Source organism: Rhodopseudomonas sp. BR0M22, from assembly GCF_010907035.1.
Classification (GTDB): Bacteria; Pseudomonadota; Alphaproteobacteria; order Rhizobiales; family Xanthobacteraceae; genus Rhodopseudomonas.
Genome location: NZ_QUMK01000054.1, coordinates 1 through 16,640, shown reverse-complemented (window position 1 = coordinate 16,640; position 16,640 = coordinate 1). Strand labels below are relative to the sequence as shown.

Annotated in this window: 13 protein-coding genes; 4 read left to right on the top strand and 9 right to left on the bottom strand. The window is 65.2% G+C overall.

Going from position 1 to position 16,640, the window contains the following annotated elements:
- Positions 1–28: 28 nt before the first annotated feature.
- The 3 genes from lptE to DY468_RS17290 form a co-directional block, all read right to left on the bottom strand.
- Entirely contained in the window at positions 29–592 is a 564-nt protein-coding gene (gene lptE / locus DY468_RS17300) for an LPS assembly lipoprotein LptE (protein ID WP_164606032.1), read from the bottom strand.
- Complete coding sequence (leuS, locus tag DY468_RS17295) at positions 579–3,203, bottom strand: leucine--tRNA ligase (RefSeq protein ID WP_164606031.1); 2,625 nt, start codon at positions 3,201–3,203, stop codon at positions 579–581. The genes lptE and leuS overlap by 14 nt, the downstream gene beginning before the upstream one ends.
- Before the next feature lie 198 nt (positions 3,204–3,401).
- Entirely contained in the window at positions 3,402–5,075 is a 1,674-nt protein-coding gene (locus tag DY468_RS17290) for a diguanylate cyclase domain-containing protein (RefSeq protein WP_164606030.1), read from the bottom strand.
- 170 nt (positions 5,076–5,245) lie between these two features.
- On the opposite strand from DY468_RS17290, the gene DY468_RS17285 reads away from it, so the two are divergent.
- Together DY468_RS17285 and DY468_RS17280 are read left to right on the top strand one after the other, a co-directional pair.
- A complete protein-coding gene (locus tag DY468_RS17285; RefSeq protein ID WP_164606029.1) occupies positions 5,246–5,905 on the top strand; it encodes a YggS family pyridoxal phosphate-dependent enzyme in 660 nt (219 codons plus the stop codon).
- A gap of 191 nt (positions 5,906–6,096) precedes the next feature.
- On the top strand, positions 6,097–8,205 hold the full coding sequence (locus DY468_RS17280; RefSeq protein WP_283808785.1) for an autotransporter domain-containing protein: 2,109 nt from the start codon (positions 6,097–6,099) through the stop codon (positions 8,203–8,205).
- Positions 8,206–8,326: 121 nt separating this feature from the next.
- Here DY468_RS17280 and DY468_RS17275 read toward each other — a convergent pair whose 3' ends face one another.
- The gene (locus DY468_RS17275) at positions 8,327–8,896 is read right to left on the bottom strand and encodes a L,D-transpeptidase family protein (RefSeq protein WP_164606027.1); all 570 of its coding nucleotides are present in this window, start codon (positions 8,894–8,896) and stop codon (positions 8,327–8,329) included.
- 164 nt (positions 8,897–9,060) lie between these two features.
- Here DY468_RS17275 and DY468_RS17270 point away from each other — a divergent pair, with 164 nt between their 5' ends.
- Together DY468_RS17270 and DY468_RS17265 are read left to right on the top strand one after the other, a co-directional pair.
- The gene (locus tag DY468_RS17270) at positions 9,061–9,747 is read left to right on the top strand and encodes a response regulator transcription factor (RefSeq protein WP_107353880.1); all 687 of its coding nucleotides are present in this window, start codon (positions 9,061–9,063) and stop codon (positions 9,745–9,747) included.
- A 39-nt stretch (positions 9,748–9,786) separates the two neighbouring features.
- A complete protein-coding gene (locus tag DY468_RS17265) occupies positions 9,787–10,236 on the top strand; it encodes a cyclic nucleotide-binding domain-containing protein (protein WP_164606026.1) in 450 nt (149 codons plus the stop codon).
- Here DY468_RS17265 and DY468_RS17260 read toward each other — a convergent pair whose 3' ends face one another.
- The 5 genes from DY468_RS17260 to DY468_RS17240 are packed head-to-tail and all read right to left on the bottom strand — an operon-like array spanning position 10,237 to position 16,383.
- Complete coding sequence (locus DY468_RS17260) at positions 10,237–11,049, bottom strand: exodeoxyribonuclease III (protein WP_107353878.1); 813 nt, start codon at positions 11,047–11,049, stop codon at positions 10,237–10,239. It lies immediately after the preceding gene.
- Positions 11,050–11,101: 52 nt separating this feature from the next.
- Positions 11,102–11,698: a class I SAM-dependent DNA methyltransferase gene (locus DY468_RS17255; protein ID WP_164606025.1), complete on the bottom strand. Its 597-nt coding sequence runs from the start codon at positions 11,696–11,698 to the stop codon at positions 11,102–11,104.
- Between the two features lie 11 nt (positions 11,699–11,709).
- Positions 11,710–12,654: an outer membrane lipoprotein carrier protein LolA gene (locus tag DY468_RS17250; protein WP_107353876.1), complete on the bottom strand. Its 945-nt coding sequence runs from the start codon at positions 12,652–12,654 to the stop codon at positions 11,710–11,712.
- Between the two features lie 17 nt (positions 12,655–12,671).
- Positions 12,672–15,143: a DNA translocase FtsK gene (locus tag DY468_RS17245; RefSeq protein WP_164606024.1), complete on the bottom strand. Its 2,472-nt coding sequence runs from the start codon at positions 15,141–15,143 to the stop codon at positions 12,672–12,674.
- A gap of 13 nt (positions 15,144–15,156) precedes the next feature.
- The gene (locus DY468_RS17240; protein WP_164606023.1) at positions 15,157–16,383 is read right to left on the bottom strand and encodes an aminotransferase class I/II-fold pyridoxal phosphate-dependent enzyme; all 1,227 of its coding nucleotides are present in this window, start codon (positions 16,381–16,383) and stop codon (positions 15,157–15,159) included.
- Positions 16,384–16,640: the final 257 nt, after the last annotated feature.

Below are 16,640 nucleotides of genomic sequence, written 5' to 3'. Positions count from 1 at the left end.
AGCACCGCGTGCGCGGTGGAATCGCGGCTCACATGCCGGCGTAGAAGAACGAAGCCAGCCGGGTGTTGATGTTCTCGGCGATTTCCTGCACGGCGCGGTCTTCGGCATCGCGGCCGGCCCGGGTGCGGGCGAAGCGCTGCGACTGCCCCGGAATGTCGTATTCGACGCGCGAGAAGGTGTTGCCGCTCATTACCGTTTTGCCGGTGGCGATGTCCTTGAGCTCGTAGCTGGCGTCGATCGCGTAGTTCTCGATCGTCGGAAGCTGCGTGCTGGGATCGACGATCAGCGACGATCGCGACGTCGAGAGCGAGATCTTCAAGGTGTAGAGCGGCGGAGCGCCGGTGGCGCTGCCGTACAGCTTGAACATCAGCTTGTTGCGCAGCTCGACGCCGAGGCGGGCATTGCGGGAGCCGTTCGGAATGTCGAGCGGCGGCACCTCAATGGCCGTAAGCTTGTCCCGCAGCGTCGGCGAGCCGTCGCCGCGATCGGCGTACATCGGGTGGAAGCAGCCGGCGACCGGCGCCGCCAGCGCGACGGCCAACGCCAACCGGACGGCGAACTTCTTGAGCCCCGAGGGCTTAGCCGACGACATTCACGATCCTCTGCGGAACCACGATCACCTTGCGGACGGGCTTGTCACCCAGGGCCTGTTTTACCGCATCGAGCGCCAAAACGGCAGCCTCAATTTCGCCGGTCGGGGCGTCCCGGGGCACCGTCACCTCGCCGCGTTTCTTGCCGTTGACCTGAACCGGCAGGGTGATGCTGTCCTCGACCAGGAGATCCGGTTCGATCCGCGGCCACAGCGCCTCGGACACCAGGCCGGTCTGGCCGAGCACCGTCCAGCATTCCTCGGCGAGGTGCGGCATCATCGGGTGGAACAGCTGCACCAGGATCACGGTCGATTCGCGGATCGCCCAGGCGAGATCGGGCGAGGGCGTCTGGGACCGCGCCACCACGTCGCCGAGGGTATTCGAGAACTCTCGGATATGCGCCAGGCTGACGTTGAAGGCGAGCCGCTCGATGCCGGACAGCACTTTGTCGAGCGCACCATGGGCGGCTTTGCGCAAGCTGAGCGCATCGGCGCCGAAGCTCGCCGGCCGTTCGGCCGGAGCCGAAGCGGCGATCGGGGCCGCATCGTTCACCATCCGCCACAGCCGCTGCACGAAGCGCGACGCGCCCTTGACGCCTTCCTCGCTCCAGATCACGTCGCGGTCCGGCGGCGAATCCGACAGCATGAACCAGCGCGCGGTGTCGGCACCGTAAGTGCCGATGATCTCGTCGGGATCGACGGTGTTGCGCTTGGACTTCGACATCTTCTCGATCGGGCCGATTTCGACCGGCGTGCCGCCGTCGAGCAGCGTCGCCTTCCGCGAATCGCCCTCGACCGTGATCGAGATCTCGGCCGGCGAGGCGAAGTGGCCATCGGCGGTCCGGTAAGTCTCGTGCACCACCATGCCCTGGGTGAACATGCCCTTGAACGGCTCGTCCAAGGCGACGTGGCCGGCAGCCCTCATGGCCCGGGTGAAGAAGCGGCTGTACAGCAGATGCAAAATCGCGTGCTCGACACCGCCGATATACTGATCGACCGGCAACATCCGGTTGACGACGTCCGGCGTGGTCGGCGCTTCGGTGTTCCACGGATCGGTGAAGCGCGCGAAGTACCAGGACGAGTCCACGAAGGTGTCCATGGTGTCGGTTTCGCGCTGCGCCTTGCCGCCGCATTGCGGACAGGTGACGTGCTTCCAGGTCGGGTGATGGTCGAGCGCATTGCCCGGCTTGTCGAACGACACGTCCTCCGGCAGCACCACCGGCAGATCCGCGTCCGGCACCGGCACCACGTCGCAGGTCGGGCAGTGGATGATCGGGATCGGACAGCCCCAATAGCGCTGACGCGAGATACCCCAGTCGCGCAGGCGGAAGTTGACCTTGCGCTCGCCGACCGGCGCGCCGCCGAGCTGCGCCGTCTCCAGCCGCTTGGCGACTTCTTCCTTGGCGTCCGCGATCGTCATGCCGTCGAGGAACCGCGAATTGATCATACGGCCGTCGCCGTCATAAGCCTCGTCGGTGATGACGAAGCTGGCCGGGTCCTGACCTTCGGGGCAGACCACCGGGGTGTTGCCGAGTTGGTACTTGTTGACGAAGTCGAGGTCGCGCTGGTCGTGCGCCGGGCAGCCGAAGATCGCGCCGGTGCCGTATTCCATCAGCACGAAGTTGGCGACATAGACCGGCAGCTTCCAGTTCGGATCGAACGGATGCGCGGCGCGAATGCCGGTGTCGATGCCCTGCTTCTCGGCGGTATCGATCTCGGCCTGCGCGGTGCCGCGCCTCTTGCAGTCCTCGATGAACGCCGCGACCTTCGGGTCCTTCGCCGCTGCGGCCTGCGCCAGCGGATGGTCGGCCGCGATCGCCATGAACTTGGCGCCGAACAGCGTGTCGGGGCGGGTCGTGAAAATCTTCAGCTCGGTCTCGCCGGCCGGCGTGGTCGCGCTATCGAGCGCGAACCGCACCATCAGGCCTTCGGAGCGGCCGATCCAGTTGCGCTGCATCAGCCGGACCTTGTCGGGCCAGCGATCCAGCGTATCCAGCGCGTCGAGCAGCTCCTGGGCGTATTTGGTGATCTTGAACACCCACTGGTTCATCTCGCGCAGCTCGACCACCGCGCCCGAGCGCCAGCCGCGGCCGTCGATCACCTGCTCGTTGGCCAGCACGGTCATATCGACCGGGTCCCAGTTCAGCTTGCGCTTCTCGCGCTCGACCAGCCCGACCTTCAGGAAGTCGAGAAACATCTTCTGCTGATGCTTGTAGTAGGTCGGGTCGCAGGTCGCGAATTCACGCGCCCAGTCGAGCGACAGCCCCATGGTCTGGAGCTGTTTCTTCATCGCCGCGATGTTGTCGTAGGTCCAAGCCTTCGGCGCGACCTTGCGTTCGATCGCGGCGTTCTCCGCCGGCAGTCCGAACGCGTCCCAGCCCATCGGATGCAGCACGTTGTGGCCGCGTGCCCGCATCGTCCGCGCCACCACGTCGCCCATGGTGTAGTTGCGGACGTGGCCCATGTGGATCCGTCCCGACGGATAGGGGAACATCTCCAGCACGTAATACTTTGGGCGCGGGTCGTCGTTACGGGTGGCGAAAATCTTCGCCTCGTCCCATTTCGCCTGCCATTTCGGCTCGGATTCGCGGGCGTTGTATCGTTCGTTGCTCATGAGATCAGGATTCGAAACATCAGAAAGGCGGCCGGCCGGTTCGAGCGCGGATCAGCAGGGCGGAAAACAAGGCGCGGCCGAGGTCGCCAACCGGTGCGGGGGCTCGGGTCAAATCGCGCGCGAAGCGCGCGGAATAGGCCACGAAACAAGGTGTCGGGTCAATGGGATGGCGCAAGCCCGGCGACCCGCCGGGCGACCTCAGCTCGCTAACGCCACCGCGCCGCCGGCCGCACGGGTGAAGCCGTGCTCGACCACATTGTTGCGGCCGCGATGCTTGGCCGCGTACAGCGCGGCGTCGGCCGCCTCGACCAGCTCCGCCGGTGAGGCCTGTTCGCTCGGCAGCGTGCAGGCAACGCCGATGCTGACCGTGACGCGCTCGAATGCGCTGGTTCGGTGCGGCAGCGCAAGCTGCTCGATCGTGGCGCGCACCAGCTCACCGACCTGAATGGCCCGGGCCGTCCCGGTTTCCGGAAGCAGCAGACAGAATTCCTCGCCGCCATACCGCGCGGCGAAACCATCGGTCTGGTTGGCGACCGCCGCAAGCGTCTCGCCGATCCGGCTGAGGCAGGCATCGCCTTCGGGATGGCCGTAGGAATCGTTGAACAGCTTGAAGTGGTCGACGTCGATCATCATCAGCGCCAGCCGGTGTCCGGTCTGCTGGCCCTTCAGCCATTCGACCTCGAGCCGGCTCTGGAATCCGCGCCGGTTGGCGAGCCCGGAGAGCAGATCCATTGACGCCATTACGCTGAGGCGGCTGTTGTTGGCGACCAGCTCACGTTCGCGCTGTCCGAGCTGGGCCGCCATCGCGTTGAAGGCGCGCGCCAGCGGCACGAATTCCGAGGGCAGCCCCTTGCGAGCGACCCTGGCCGACCAATCGCCCGCCGCAAATCTCTTGGCAACCGCAGTCAGCACCGAAATCGGCTGGACGATCAGCCGCTCCGCCGCGATCAAGGCGCCCAGCAGCACGAACAGGCAGACCAGGGCGAGCTGCAGATAGGCGGTGCGGATTTCATGATTGATGCCGGCCGAGACTTTGCTTTCGTCGATGGTGACCACCAATCGCGCGCTGGTCCCGGGAATTCGGCTGATCGACAGCAATCGTCCGGCCTCGTCACGGATGGTTGCGGCTTGCCGACCCTGCGGGTTCTCCGCCATGGCGGGCAGCAGCTCCAGTTTGTCCAGCTTCTTGCCAATCAGGCTGCGTTCGTCCGGCGGCGTCGCCAGGACCGTGCCTTCGCCGTCGATCAGGGCCGCACTGACGCCTGTTCGCCCGGCAAGATTGCTCATCATGTCGGACAGCCAGTCGAGATTGAGACCGGCGACGATGACGGCTTCCTTGCCGGTGTCGATGGCCGACACCGGATAGGCGGCCAGGATCGTGCCCTTTTGGGTGTGTCGCCCGACGAGAAAATCGCTGACGATAAAATCGTGCGTTTCGAGTGCCTTCCGGAAATACGGACGGTCGCTGATATCGCTGCCGACGAACGTCGAGGCGGTCGAGCAGCGCACGATTCCGTCCGGATCGGCGACCATCAACATCCGAATCGACGGCAGATCGACCCGCAGGCTCGCACGCAGAATGCTACAGCTTCGTCCTGCCTGGGAGGCCGATGCATGCACATAGGCGGCGGATTTCAGCACAGCCTCGACCGAGGACATCACCTCTCGTTCGGCGTCGGCCGTGCGCTGCGCCAGCGTCGACAGCTCCTTGGCCATCCCGGCGAACTGGGCGGCCCGGGTCTGCTCAAGCAGGCGCACCCGGTCCAGCATCAGCGGACACACCAGGATCAGCGCCAGGATCGTCAGCCTGGCTCGGATGCCGAGCAAGTCTCTGAGCTTGGCTTTCTTGCGGACGATTGCGATGCGTGACATCGTTGCCCCTCGACCCCCCGCAATCATCCTAGGTGGAAGGCTTCAAAAAGCCTTTCCGCGAATCGTTACAATTTGACCGAAAGCCTAGTCGTGAGAGATCTCACCGCACATTTCGCACCGTTTACGTTGCTTTCACCATGTCTGCGCAGGCTTCAGAGGGCCGAGACGCGATGAGTGCGGCCGATCATCTGGCGACAGTCGAGGCCGAGATTGTTCGCGCCTGCAGGGACGCGGGTCGCGAACGCAGCGAGGTGACGCTGATCGCAGTGTCGAAGACCTTCGAGGCCGATGCGATCCGGCCTGTTCTGGCGGCGGGCCAACGGGTGTTCGGCGAAAACCGGGTTCAGGAAGCCAAGGGCAAATGGCCCGCATTGGTGGCGGAATATCCCGGCACCGAATTGCACCTGATCGGGCCGTTGCAGTCCAACAAGGCCAAGGACGCGGTCGCGCTGTTCGATGCGATCCACTCGGTCGATCGCGACAGTCTGTGCGAGGCTTTGAGCAAGGTACTGCCGCAGGCTGGCCGCAAGGTCGACCTGTTCGTGCAGATCAACACCGGCGAGGAGCCGCAGAAAGCCGGCATCGCGCCGCAGGATGCCGACGCTTTTCTGGTGGCCTGCCGCGAGCGGTGGGGTCTGACGATCGCTGGGCTGATGTGCATCCCGCCGGTCGATGAGGCTCCGGCGCCGCATTTCGCCCTGTGCGCGAAGATCGCCAAACGCAACGGGCTGTCGAAACTGTCGATGGGCATGAGCGCCGACTTCGCCACCGCCATCCAGTTCGGCGCCACCCATGTGCGGGTGGGGTCGGCGATCTTCGGGCATCGCTAAAAACGGTCTGACGGCGCGTTCCTCGCGTGATGCGAGTGGCCACAGTTCCGTGCGTGTAACCGGGAATCCGCTCAGCGCAGATGACACGCGAATTGTTCCGAATACGGAACGGTATTCGCTTGCTGGCGCATGCTGGTGGTCGATATTGCTCGGGTGCCGCCCCTTTTTGATTCATACCGAGACTGCGTCCAATGCCGTGCACAAACCGATCATCGTTGGGCCTGTGGGCTGGGACGGCACTGGCCAGTAGCGTGATCGCCTCCTCCGCGTTGGCGCAAACCGCGGCGTTAACTGACCTCCTAGGGTCAACGTCACCCAATAGCGGGTCTGCGTTCGCCGTCAATGCGGACGGATCGGTCGTGGTCGGCTTCACGAACACAAGCACGACCTCGACAGGGTGGCGCTGGACCCAGGCGGGAGGCATGACCGACCTCGGCAACCTGAACAATGGCAACGCGACAACCCCCTACGGCGTGAGTGCCGATGGCAACGTCGTGGTCGGTTTGGCGCGGGACGGCAGTTCGCGTTATCGTGCGTTTGTCTGGACACAGGCGGGCGGCATCGTCAGCCTCGGAACCCTAAATGGTGGGAATAGTTCCTCCGCAAATGCCGTCAGCGGCGACGGCAGCGTCGTGGTCGGAACGGCGCAAGACGGCACAAATGCCAATAGGAATACCGCTTTTCGGTGGACGGCGGCCAGCGGCATTGTCAGTCTCGGGATGATGAACGGGGGCCCTTTCTCTCAGGGCTTGGCGGTTAGCGCCGATGGCAGCGTTGTGGTGGGTTCTGCTTACGATGGCGCCAGTCAGACGCGTAACACCGCATTTCGCTGGACGCAGGCCGGCGGCATGACCTCTCTGGGCATGCTGAATGGTGGAAATACGTCCCAGGCTCAAGGCGTCAACTCCGACGGCAGCGTCGTGGTCGGTGTTGCAAATGACGGCGCCAACAGAAACGCCAGCACCGCATTCCGGTGGACGCAGACCGGGGGTATGGTGTCTCTTGGCATGCTCAATGGCGGCCTCCGGTCCGAGGCTCTTGCGGTCAATGCCAACGGTGATGTCGTGGTAGGCCAAGCCAACGCCGACTCCACCGGTACTTCACGCGCCATCCGTTGGACCCAGGCCACCGGCATGATCACCGTCGAGCAATGGCTGCGCAACAACGGCGCCACTATCCCGACAGACGTGACCGTCGCGGCTCGTGGAATTTCTGCGGATGGCACGACCATCGTCGGTGAGTTGGCCAATGGCCATCCCTTTATCGCGCGCGGGCCGGTCGGCGTCACACAGACGCCAGTGACCACGCCGCCGCCGACCACCCCCGGTGTAACGCCTTCGCAGCCAGCGCCCTTCGTCGCCGCGGCCGGCCTGATGGATGTGGTGAATTTCCAGGCGAGCCTGGGCGGCACGCCGCGCACCGCGCCGCAGCTGCAGACCGGCGATATGATCGTCAACGGCGCGCACTCCTCGCCGCTGACCACGCTGCTGGCGCCGGGACGCTCGGCGGTATGGACCGCCGGCGATGTCGCGGTCGCCGGTGGCGGCGGCGGACTCGATGCCGGCTCCGGCCTCGGCGAGGGAGGCATCGCTCATGGCTTCGAGCACGGCGTGACCGTGAAGTTCGGCGTCGGCGGTGTCGCCTCCCGCACCCCTCTGGCACTCGGCGGCGCCAGCAACACCACCGGCACCTATGTGGTGCCCGAAGCCTCGATGCTGTTCGGCCCCGGCCTGGTGGCGACCGTCACCGGTTATCTCAACTGGGGTACAGCCGATATCCGCCGCGGCTATCTCAACGCCAACTCCCAGGACATCTCGTTCGGCAGCACCGCCACGCTGACCGCAGGCGCCCGCGCCCGGCTCGACTGGCAGGACGCGTTACGCTTCGGCAAGACCGGGTTCTCGCCCTATGCCAGCATCACCTATCTCAACACGCGGCTCGATGCCTACATCGAGACCGGCGGCAGCTTCCCGGTGCGGTTCGACGCTTCGCATGAAAACTCCACGGTGGCGCGCATCGGCGGCGACATGCTAACGCCGCTGACCGAGCAGCTCGGCCTGGTGACGCGGCTCGAATACGCCCACCGCTTCGAGCGCACCGGCGCGGCGACGACCGGCCAGATCCTCGGCCTGTCGAACTTCGCGTTCGACGGCGGCAATGTGAAGCAGGACTGGGGCCGCGCCGGCCTCGGCCTGCGCTACCGCCTCGGCCCCGGCGACGGGCTGATCATGGTGAACACCTCCAACCAGACAAACCGCAACCTCACCTGGCTTTCGGCCAGCTATCGCATCGTGTTCTGAGCGACGCTCGAGTAGTGGCTCGGCAATCTTCACGGCATCGACGAGGCCGCGGTGCAGTCGGTCGTTGGCCCGAATGTGAGCCATGGCTGACGTCCGGCAAAGCACAGCACCCGCCCAAAACTCACCCGATCACAATCTTGGTTCTTGGCCCGAGACGCGCGAGCAGGCGCGTCAGGTTCGGGCGGGTCATCGCCACGCAGCCGGCGGTCGGGCCGAAATTGTCGCGGGCCAGATGCAGAAACACCGCACTGCCGCGGCCGGCCACTCGCGGCCGGGTGTTGTGGTCGATCTCGACGATCAGATCGTAAAGGTGATCGTCGCGCATCAGGCGATCGCCTTCCCCGTTGGCCGACCGGCGGATCGGCTGGTTGTAGTGTCGGCTCGTCGGGTCCTCGCACCAGGCATCGTCGGGGCCGACGATCCGGATCGGCAGGTGCGTGCGGGGCCGTGGGCCGCGGTCGGCGCGCCACCACAGCCGTAGCGGGCGAAACGTGCCGCGCGGCGTGCCGCCGTCGCCCTCGCGCTTATTCGCCAGAATGCCGCCGCGGCCGAGCGCGACCGGAATGATCTGTCCGCCGGCAATCAGCCAGCCACGGCTACGTTGGCCAGCCGCCGCCCGCACGGCAACTCGCAAGACTGGCCCGGTCCGAGGCGATTGCCTCGAAGTTAATGATCTGGTTGCCTTTTTCATGCGCCGATCGGTTCTGCCGCGAGCATCATGGAGGCAAATTTAGACTTCCGCAGTTAAATTCCGCGGAATCGCTCCCTATCTGCTGATCTGCGATACAATCGCGCTTGATTTGCGTGCGCGCCCCGATGAGAGCCGCGCCGCCAGACGACGGAAGGACCGCGCCCATGCCGAACGCCCGCAAGATCCTGATCGTGGACGACGACAATGATCTGCGCGACGCGCTGGTCGAGCAGCTCTCGCTGCACGAAGAGTTCGAGGCATCGGCGGTCGATACCGGCGCCAAGGGGGTCCAGACCGCCAAAGCGCTGTCTCCCGATCTGGTGCTGATGGATGTCGGCTTGCCCGACACCGATGGCCGCGAAGTGGTGCGGTCGCTGCGCAAGGGCGGCTTCAAGGCCCCGATCATCATGCTGACCGGTCATGACACCGACTCGGATACCATTCTGGGGCTCGAGAGCGGCGCCAACGACTACGTGGCCAAGCCGTTCCGGTTTGCCGTGTTGTTGGCGCGGATCCGCGCTCAGCTACGTCAGCACGAAGCCAGCGAGGACGCGGTCTTCGTGGTCGGGCCGTATTCGTTCCGCCCGGGCTCGAAGATGCTGACCGGCGCAAATGCCAAGAAGGTGCGGCTGACCGAGAAGGAAACCGCGATCCTGCGCTTCCTGTACCGCGCCGGACAAGCGCCGGTATCGCGCGAGACGCTGCTGCAGGAAGTGTGGGGCTACAATTCCGGCGTCACCACCCATACGCTGGAGACTCACATTTACCGGCTACGCCAAAAGATCGAGCGTGACGCGGCGAATCCCGAGATTCTGGTCACTGAGGCCGGTGGCTACAAACTCGTGCCGTGATACCAATAAGGGACCGATTCACCCGCGGCCCGGTCCTTCATGTCGATCGAAGATGATGTTGCCCTGCTCGAGCGCGTCCCGACGCTGCGGCTGCTCGGCGAGCAGGCGCTGCGGATGCTGGCGATCGGCTCGGAGCAGCGCGACTTCGCCCGCGGCGACGTGATGTTCAATGCCGGCGAGGCCGCCGATGCCGGTTACGTGGTGCAGCGCGGCGCATTTCAGATCACGATGGAAGACGGCGGCGTCCACGAGATGGTGGCGCGGCCGGGCGATCTGATCGGCGAGTTGGCGCTGGTGATGCCGATGCGGCGGCCGTCGACCGCTGTGGCGCTCGAATACTCGTCGGCGATCCGGATCGCCCGCAGCCTGTTTCAGCGGGTGCTCGAAAGCGATCCCGGCGCAGCGCTGAGGCTGCGCGACGAATTTGCCGCCCGCACCAGTCAGATCGCCAACGACATCGTCATGGTCGGCAGCAAGCTGACGTCGTAGTTACAGCTCCATCGTCATCGTCACCGGGACGTGGTCGCTCGGCCGCTCCCAGCTGCGCGCATCGCGCAGGATCTTGAAGTCGGTGACGCGGTCCTTCAGCGCTTCCGACACCCAGATGTGGTCGAGCCGCCGGCCGCGATCGCCCACTGTCCAATCGGCGGCCCGATAGCTCCACCACGTATAGACCTTCTGATCGAGCGGGATGCGGTCACGCGCGACGTCGACCCAGTTGCCGGCGCGCAGCACCGCGAGCAGCTTGTCGCATTCGACCGGCGTGTGCGACACGACTTTCAGAAGCTGCTTGTGCGACCAGACGTCGTGCTCGTGCGGCGCGACGTTGAGATCGCCGACCAGGATGTGCCGTTGATCGCCCGATGGATGCAGCGGCTCGCAGGCTTTCATCTCGTCGAGAAACGACAGCTTGTGCTTGAACTTCGGATTGACGGCCGGATCGGGAATATCGCCGCCGGCCGGGACGTAGAAATTGTGCAGCACCAGCGGAGGCGCGTTGTCGTCGGTCTTGATCGAGACCGAGATGTGGCGACTGTCGATGATGTCGCAGAAGGTGCGGATATCGGTGGCGACAAACGGCAGCTTCGAAACCACTGCGACGCCGTGGTAGCCCTTCTGTCCGTTCAGCGCGATGTGCTCATAGCCGAGGCGCTTGAATCGCTTCAGCGGAAACGCATCGTCCGGACACTTCGTCTCCTGCAGGCACAGGATGTCCGGGCGTTGGGCTTTGAGGAATTTCGCCACCAGGTCGATGCGAAGCCGCACCGAGTTGATGTTCCAAGTCGTGAGCGTGAGACGCATCTGCGCGACCTAGCGGATCGCAGCCAGGGGAGCAAGCCTGAGCCCCGCGGCTTCAACCGGATTTCGCCAGCCACACGGTGTGGCCGCCGCAGTCTGGATCATCGGCGCGGTGGGCTACGACCGTGAAACCGTGCCGGGCGAGCAACTGCCGATATTCGGCCGGAGCAAGGCTAGCATGATACAGCGGCTCGCCCTGATACGTGCCGATCGCCACGCCTTCGGCCGGACCTGAGGTGAACATCAGCGCCGCGCCGGGAGCCGCGTGCGCCCGAAACACCGCGAACATCGCGCGCTGATCGTCGGGCGACAGATGAAAGAAACTGTCCCAAGCGAGGATGCCGCCGAACTGGCGCTTCAGATCCGCGCGCCGCATATCACCCACCACCCAATGCTGATCTGGAAAGCGACGCTGGGCCAGCTCGATCAAGCCGGGTGAGGAATCCAGCCCGGTGAGACCATGCCCCGCTGTGATCAAAAACCGCGCGATCGGTTCGCCCGCGCCGCAACCGAGGTCCAGGATGTCGGCGCGTTCGCCGGCGCTCTGGCGAAACTGTTCGAGCCAGACGCGTTCGACCAGGGTGCGGCCGCGTTCACGATCCCATTGCTGTGCGTGTCGTGCGTAAACACCGATGATCGCATCCGCGGTCATGCGTCGGACGACTAACCGGGTGGCGTCTGATAATTAGTGTAGTCGATCTTGAACATCGACGGGTCGGGCCGCTTGGTGGTGTCGAGATTATACACCGCGACGGTGGTGTCGTAGCCCTGCGGATCGGTGACGGTCCATTGCTTGAGCTGGCCGTCCTTGGTGCCGAACATCAGCAGCAGGCGGCTGGTGCCGATGACGGCGTTCTTCTCTTCGATGATGATGTTGGAATACAGATCATCGGAGGTGATGCTGACGACGTTGGTGTCGCGCAATAGATCGAGCCGGTCGCTGAGCAGATAGCGCAACGGCGTCTGCGACAGCGGATAGACGTCCTGGGTCGCCAGCTTGCGATCACGCACCACCACCGACTGGCCGTCGGCGATCATCGAGATCGGGCTCGGGTCGTCATACTCGAACCGCACCCGGCCGGGCTTCATGATGTAGAAATCGCCGGTGAGCTTGCTGCCGTCCGGTCCGACCTGGACGAACTGGCCGACCAGCGTCTGCAGCGACGACAGATAGGCGCTGGCCTTGGCGGCCTCGGCCTTCTGAGCCGCGTCGAACGTGGTGAAGATCGACGCCGGCACGTTGCGGCGCGGATCGGGAATCACCGGCTCGGGCGGCGTGGTCAGCTTTGCGACCGGCGGCTGCGCCGGCGCCTGCGGCGAACGTTGCTTCGGCTCTGCGGCGCTGAGCTTGAGCGCACGGGGTGACGGCTTCGGAGCCGGGATCGGCTCGGCATTCGCCGGCTGCTGCGCGATGTTGGCGATCACAATCGCTGCGGCGGCCGCGCAGGCGCGCCGCAGGTTGGTTCCGGTCGCCCACACCGGCTTCAAACCGTTGAATTGCTTGATCAAACTCATGTCCTGCACGGTTGCGACAACGTCGTCGCGTTGCCCGTCTGCCGCTACAGGGACGCTATGGCGATTTCGCGACCCCATATCGGACATTTGCATTCCCGTGATCCCGGCGTTCAAAAGTTCGAATCCTCTTCGGCCACCAGGATCTCGCGTTTGCCGGCGTGATTGGCCTGGCCGACGATGCCTTCCAGCTCCATTCGCTCCATCAGCGAGGCGGCGCGGTTGTACCCGATCTGCAGGCGCCGCTGAATATAGCTGGTGGACGCCTTGCGGTCGCGTTTGACGATCGCCACCGCCTGCTGGAACAGATCGCCGCCGCCGTCGCCGCCCATTCCGGTCGCGTCGAACACCGCGCCGTCTTCGCCCTCGGCAGGCTCCTCGGCGGTGACCGCCTCGAGATATTCGGGCGCGCCCTGAGCCTTGAGGTGTTTGACGACCTTCTCGACTTCCTCGTCGGAGACGAACGGGCCGTGCACACGGCTGATCCGGCCGCCGCCCGCCATGTACAGCATGTCGCCCTGGCCGAGCAGCTGCTCGGCGCCCATCTCGCCCAGGATGGTCCGGCTGTCGATCTTCGACGTGACCTGGAAGGAGATGCGGGTCGGGAAGTTGGCCTTGATGGTGCCGGTGATGACGTCGACCGACGGACGCTGCGTCGCCAGGATCACATGCAGACCGGCCGCACGTGCCATCTGGGCAAGACGCTGCACCGCGCCTTCGATGTCCTTGCCGGCGACCATCATCAGGTCGGCCATTTCGTCGACGATGATGACGATATAGGGCAGCGGTTCGAGATCGAGCTTCTCTTCCTCGTAGATCGCCTTGCCGGTCTCCTTGTCGAAGCCGGTGTGCACCGTGCGGGTCAGCTCTTCGCCCTTGGCTTTGGCTTCGCCGAGGCGGGTGTTGTAGCCGTCGATGTTGCGAACGCCGAGCTTGGCCATGCGCTTGTAGCGCTCTTCCATCTCGCGCACCGCCCATTTCAGGGCGACCACCGCCTTCTTCGGATCGGTGACCACCGGCGTCAGCAGATGCGGGATGCCGTCATAGACCGAGAGTTCGAGCATCTTCGGATCGACCATGATCAGCCGGCATTGATCCGGCCGCAGCCGGTACACCAGGCTGAGGATCATGGTGTTGATCGCAACCGACTTACCCGAACCGGTCGTACCGGCGATCAGAAGATGCGGCATCCGGGCGAGATCGACGATGATCGAATCGCCGCCGATATTCTTGCCCAGACACAGCGGTAGCTTGTGCACGGTCTCGTTGGCGTCCTTCACGCTGAGCAGCTCGCGCAAATACACCTTCTCGCGATGCGCGTTCGGCAGCTCGATGCCGATCGCATTGCGGCCCGGCACCACCGCCACGCGTGCCGACAGCGCGCTCATCGAACGGGCGATGTCGTCGGAGAGTCCGATGACGCGCGACGACTTAATGCCGGGCGCCGGCTCCAGCTCGTAAAGCGTCACGACCGGGCCGGGGCTCGCCTTGATGATTTCGCCGCGCACGCCGAAATCCTGCAGCACGCCTTCGAGCGCGCGTGAATTCGCCTCGAGCTCGGACTTGTTGAGCGGCTGCCGGTCCGATGCCTTCGGTGCCGATAGAACGTTGACCGAGGGCAGGTCGAACCGCGCCTTCTTGGCCACCGGCTTGGGGGCGACCTTTTTGCGCGGCGCGCGGGCGACCGGAGGAGCTTCCTCCTCGTCGTCTTCGTCTTCGATGTCGTCGGCGATCTCAGGCTCGAAGTCTTCGTCGTGATCGGCTTCAGGCGCGATCGGCGGCGCGGCGCGTCCTCCGAGCCGCGGCTCCTGCCGTTCGAAGGTCTGCTTGCCGCCGGTCGGCGCACTGCTGACGAGGCCCTGATAGGACAGCTTCGCCAGCCGCCACAGCCGCGCCTTGGCACTGAGCAGCGCGTGCACCAGCCAGCCGAGCGACACCGATCCGCGGTCGGATTCTTCTTCGTCCTCGAGCGGCAGATCCTCGTCGGCCGGGGTCTCGTCGGGGTCGCGTTCGCGCGACCCGAAGCCTCCGGCGATCAGGAATGTGGCCATGACGGCGATGCCGAGGATGAGGCTCAGGATGACACGGAAAATCAGGCCGGGCCCGAACACCAGCGACGGCGCCCGCACCAGCGCGTCGCCGACCACGCCGCCGAGCCCGGTGGGCAGCGGCCACGCCGTATCGTGCGGAAACGACGAAGCGAAGCCGGCGGCGAAGATCGTGCACAGGATCCAGGCGCCCATCCGCAGCGCGGTTCGGTCGAAGGGGCGGTGGTTCAGCATCCGCCAGCCCCATACCGCGACCGGCATCAGCAGTCCGATCGCGCCAAGGCCGAGGATCTGCATCGCCAGATCGGCGCCGATCGCGCCCGGGTAGCCGAGCAGATTGTGGATGCGCCGTGATGTCGCGTGGCTGAGGCTGGGGTCCTGCACCGACCAGGTCGCGAGCGCCGCGGCAGCGACTGCGGTGACGGCGATCAGGCCGAAGCCCGCCAGCTCGCGCAGCCGCCGCGCCAAAACTTCTCGCACCGAGAGCGGCAGGTGTCCAACCAGGGGAAAGGCTCGTTCGATCGCCGGCATGCTCATGGGGCCCTGCGCATCACCCGAGAATCCGCACTAGGCGATGCAGCGCCTCGGCGGTGATGCCGCTGTCCTGCACCATCGCGACGCGGATGTAGCCCGCACCCGGATTGCTGCCGTCGCTTTGCTGCCGCGCCAGGTAGCTGCCCGGCACCACGCGAACGCCGCCCTCCTTGAACAGCCGCACCGCCGCGACTTCGTCCCCGCCATGGGCCGAAACATCGAGCCACAGGCAGAAGCCGCCGGGCGGACGCTGATAGCCGTAACGGGCCCCGAGGATCTGATCGGCGAGATCGAATTTCAGCCCATACAGCCGCCGGTTTTCCTCGACGTGTGTCTCGTCCGAGTAAGCCGCGACGGCGACATGCTGCAGCGGGATCGGCACCTGCGGCCCCGCGACATTGCGCAGCTCGTGATAGGCCTTGAGAAAGCTCGCATCGCCGGCGACGAAGCCGACCCGCATGCCGGGCAAATTCGATCGCTTCGACAGCGATTGGAACACGGCGACGTTGCGGAAATCGGGCCCCGCGACCTGCAGCGCGCTGCCGGGCGCGACCTGGGTGTAGATCTCCGAGTAGCACTCGTCGCTGAGGATCATGAAGCCATAGCGATCGGCGAGCTGCTTCAGCCGCGTGAAGTAATCAAGCGATGCGACCGAGCCCTGCGGGTTTGCAGGTGACGCGAGATAAATCGCCACGGTGCGCTTCAGCGTCGCCTCGTCGAGCTGGTCGAGATCCGGCAGAAACCCATTGCTCAGCGTGGTCGGGAGGAACACCGCTTCGCACCCGGCGGCACGCGCGCCGGCCGCATAGGCCGGATAGAACGGATTCGGCATCAGGATCGCCGGCGCCCCGTCGCGCTTTGGCACATGGCGTGCGGCCGCGATCGCGGCGAGAAACAATCCTTCTCGGCTGCCGTTCAGCACCAGCACTTCGGTCTCGGGATCAGGCGCGCGATCGAGCGTGAAGCGCTTGGTCAGCCAAGAGGACGCGGCGTTGCGGAATGGCTCGATGCCTTTGGCGAGCGGATAGCGGCCGAACTCGGCCGTGTGCCGCGCCAGCACGGGGCCGACAAAATCCGGCACTGGATGTTGGGGTTCCCCGACCGACAGATTGATCAGGCTTTGGCCCGGCTGATGGGGCGCCAACAATTCAGTCAGCCGCGCGAACGGCGAGCGCTCGCTCTGCCCGGTAGCGTCGACGCTGCCGGCCGCACGCGCCGGTGAGGTGGAAGCGGACAAAGCCATTCGAAATACGCCAGTTTTCACCGCAGCCGATCGCCATGGTGGATCGAGCGGAAACAGATCAGCCACCATAGATACGGCGAGGTTAAGACGCGATTAACCATCGACGGGCGGCATGAGTTCTTCGCTACGGCTTGCAGCTATCCCGAGCGGGCAAGCTCTTCCATCACCACTGCTTTCAGGCCCGGCAGGGCGCGGTGGACGGTATCCCAGATCATCTGCGCCGCCACATCCTCGTAATCGTGCCGATAGACATTCCC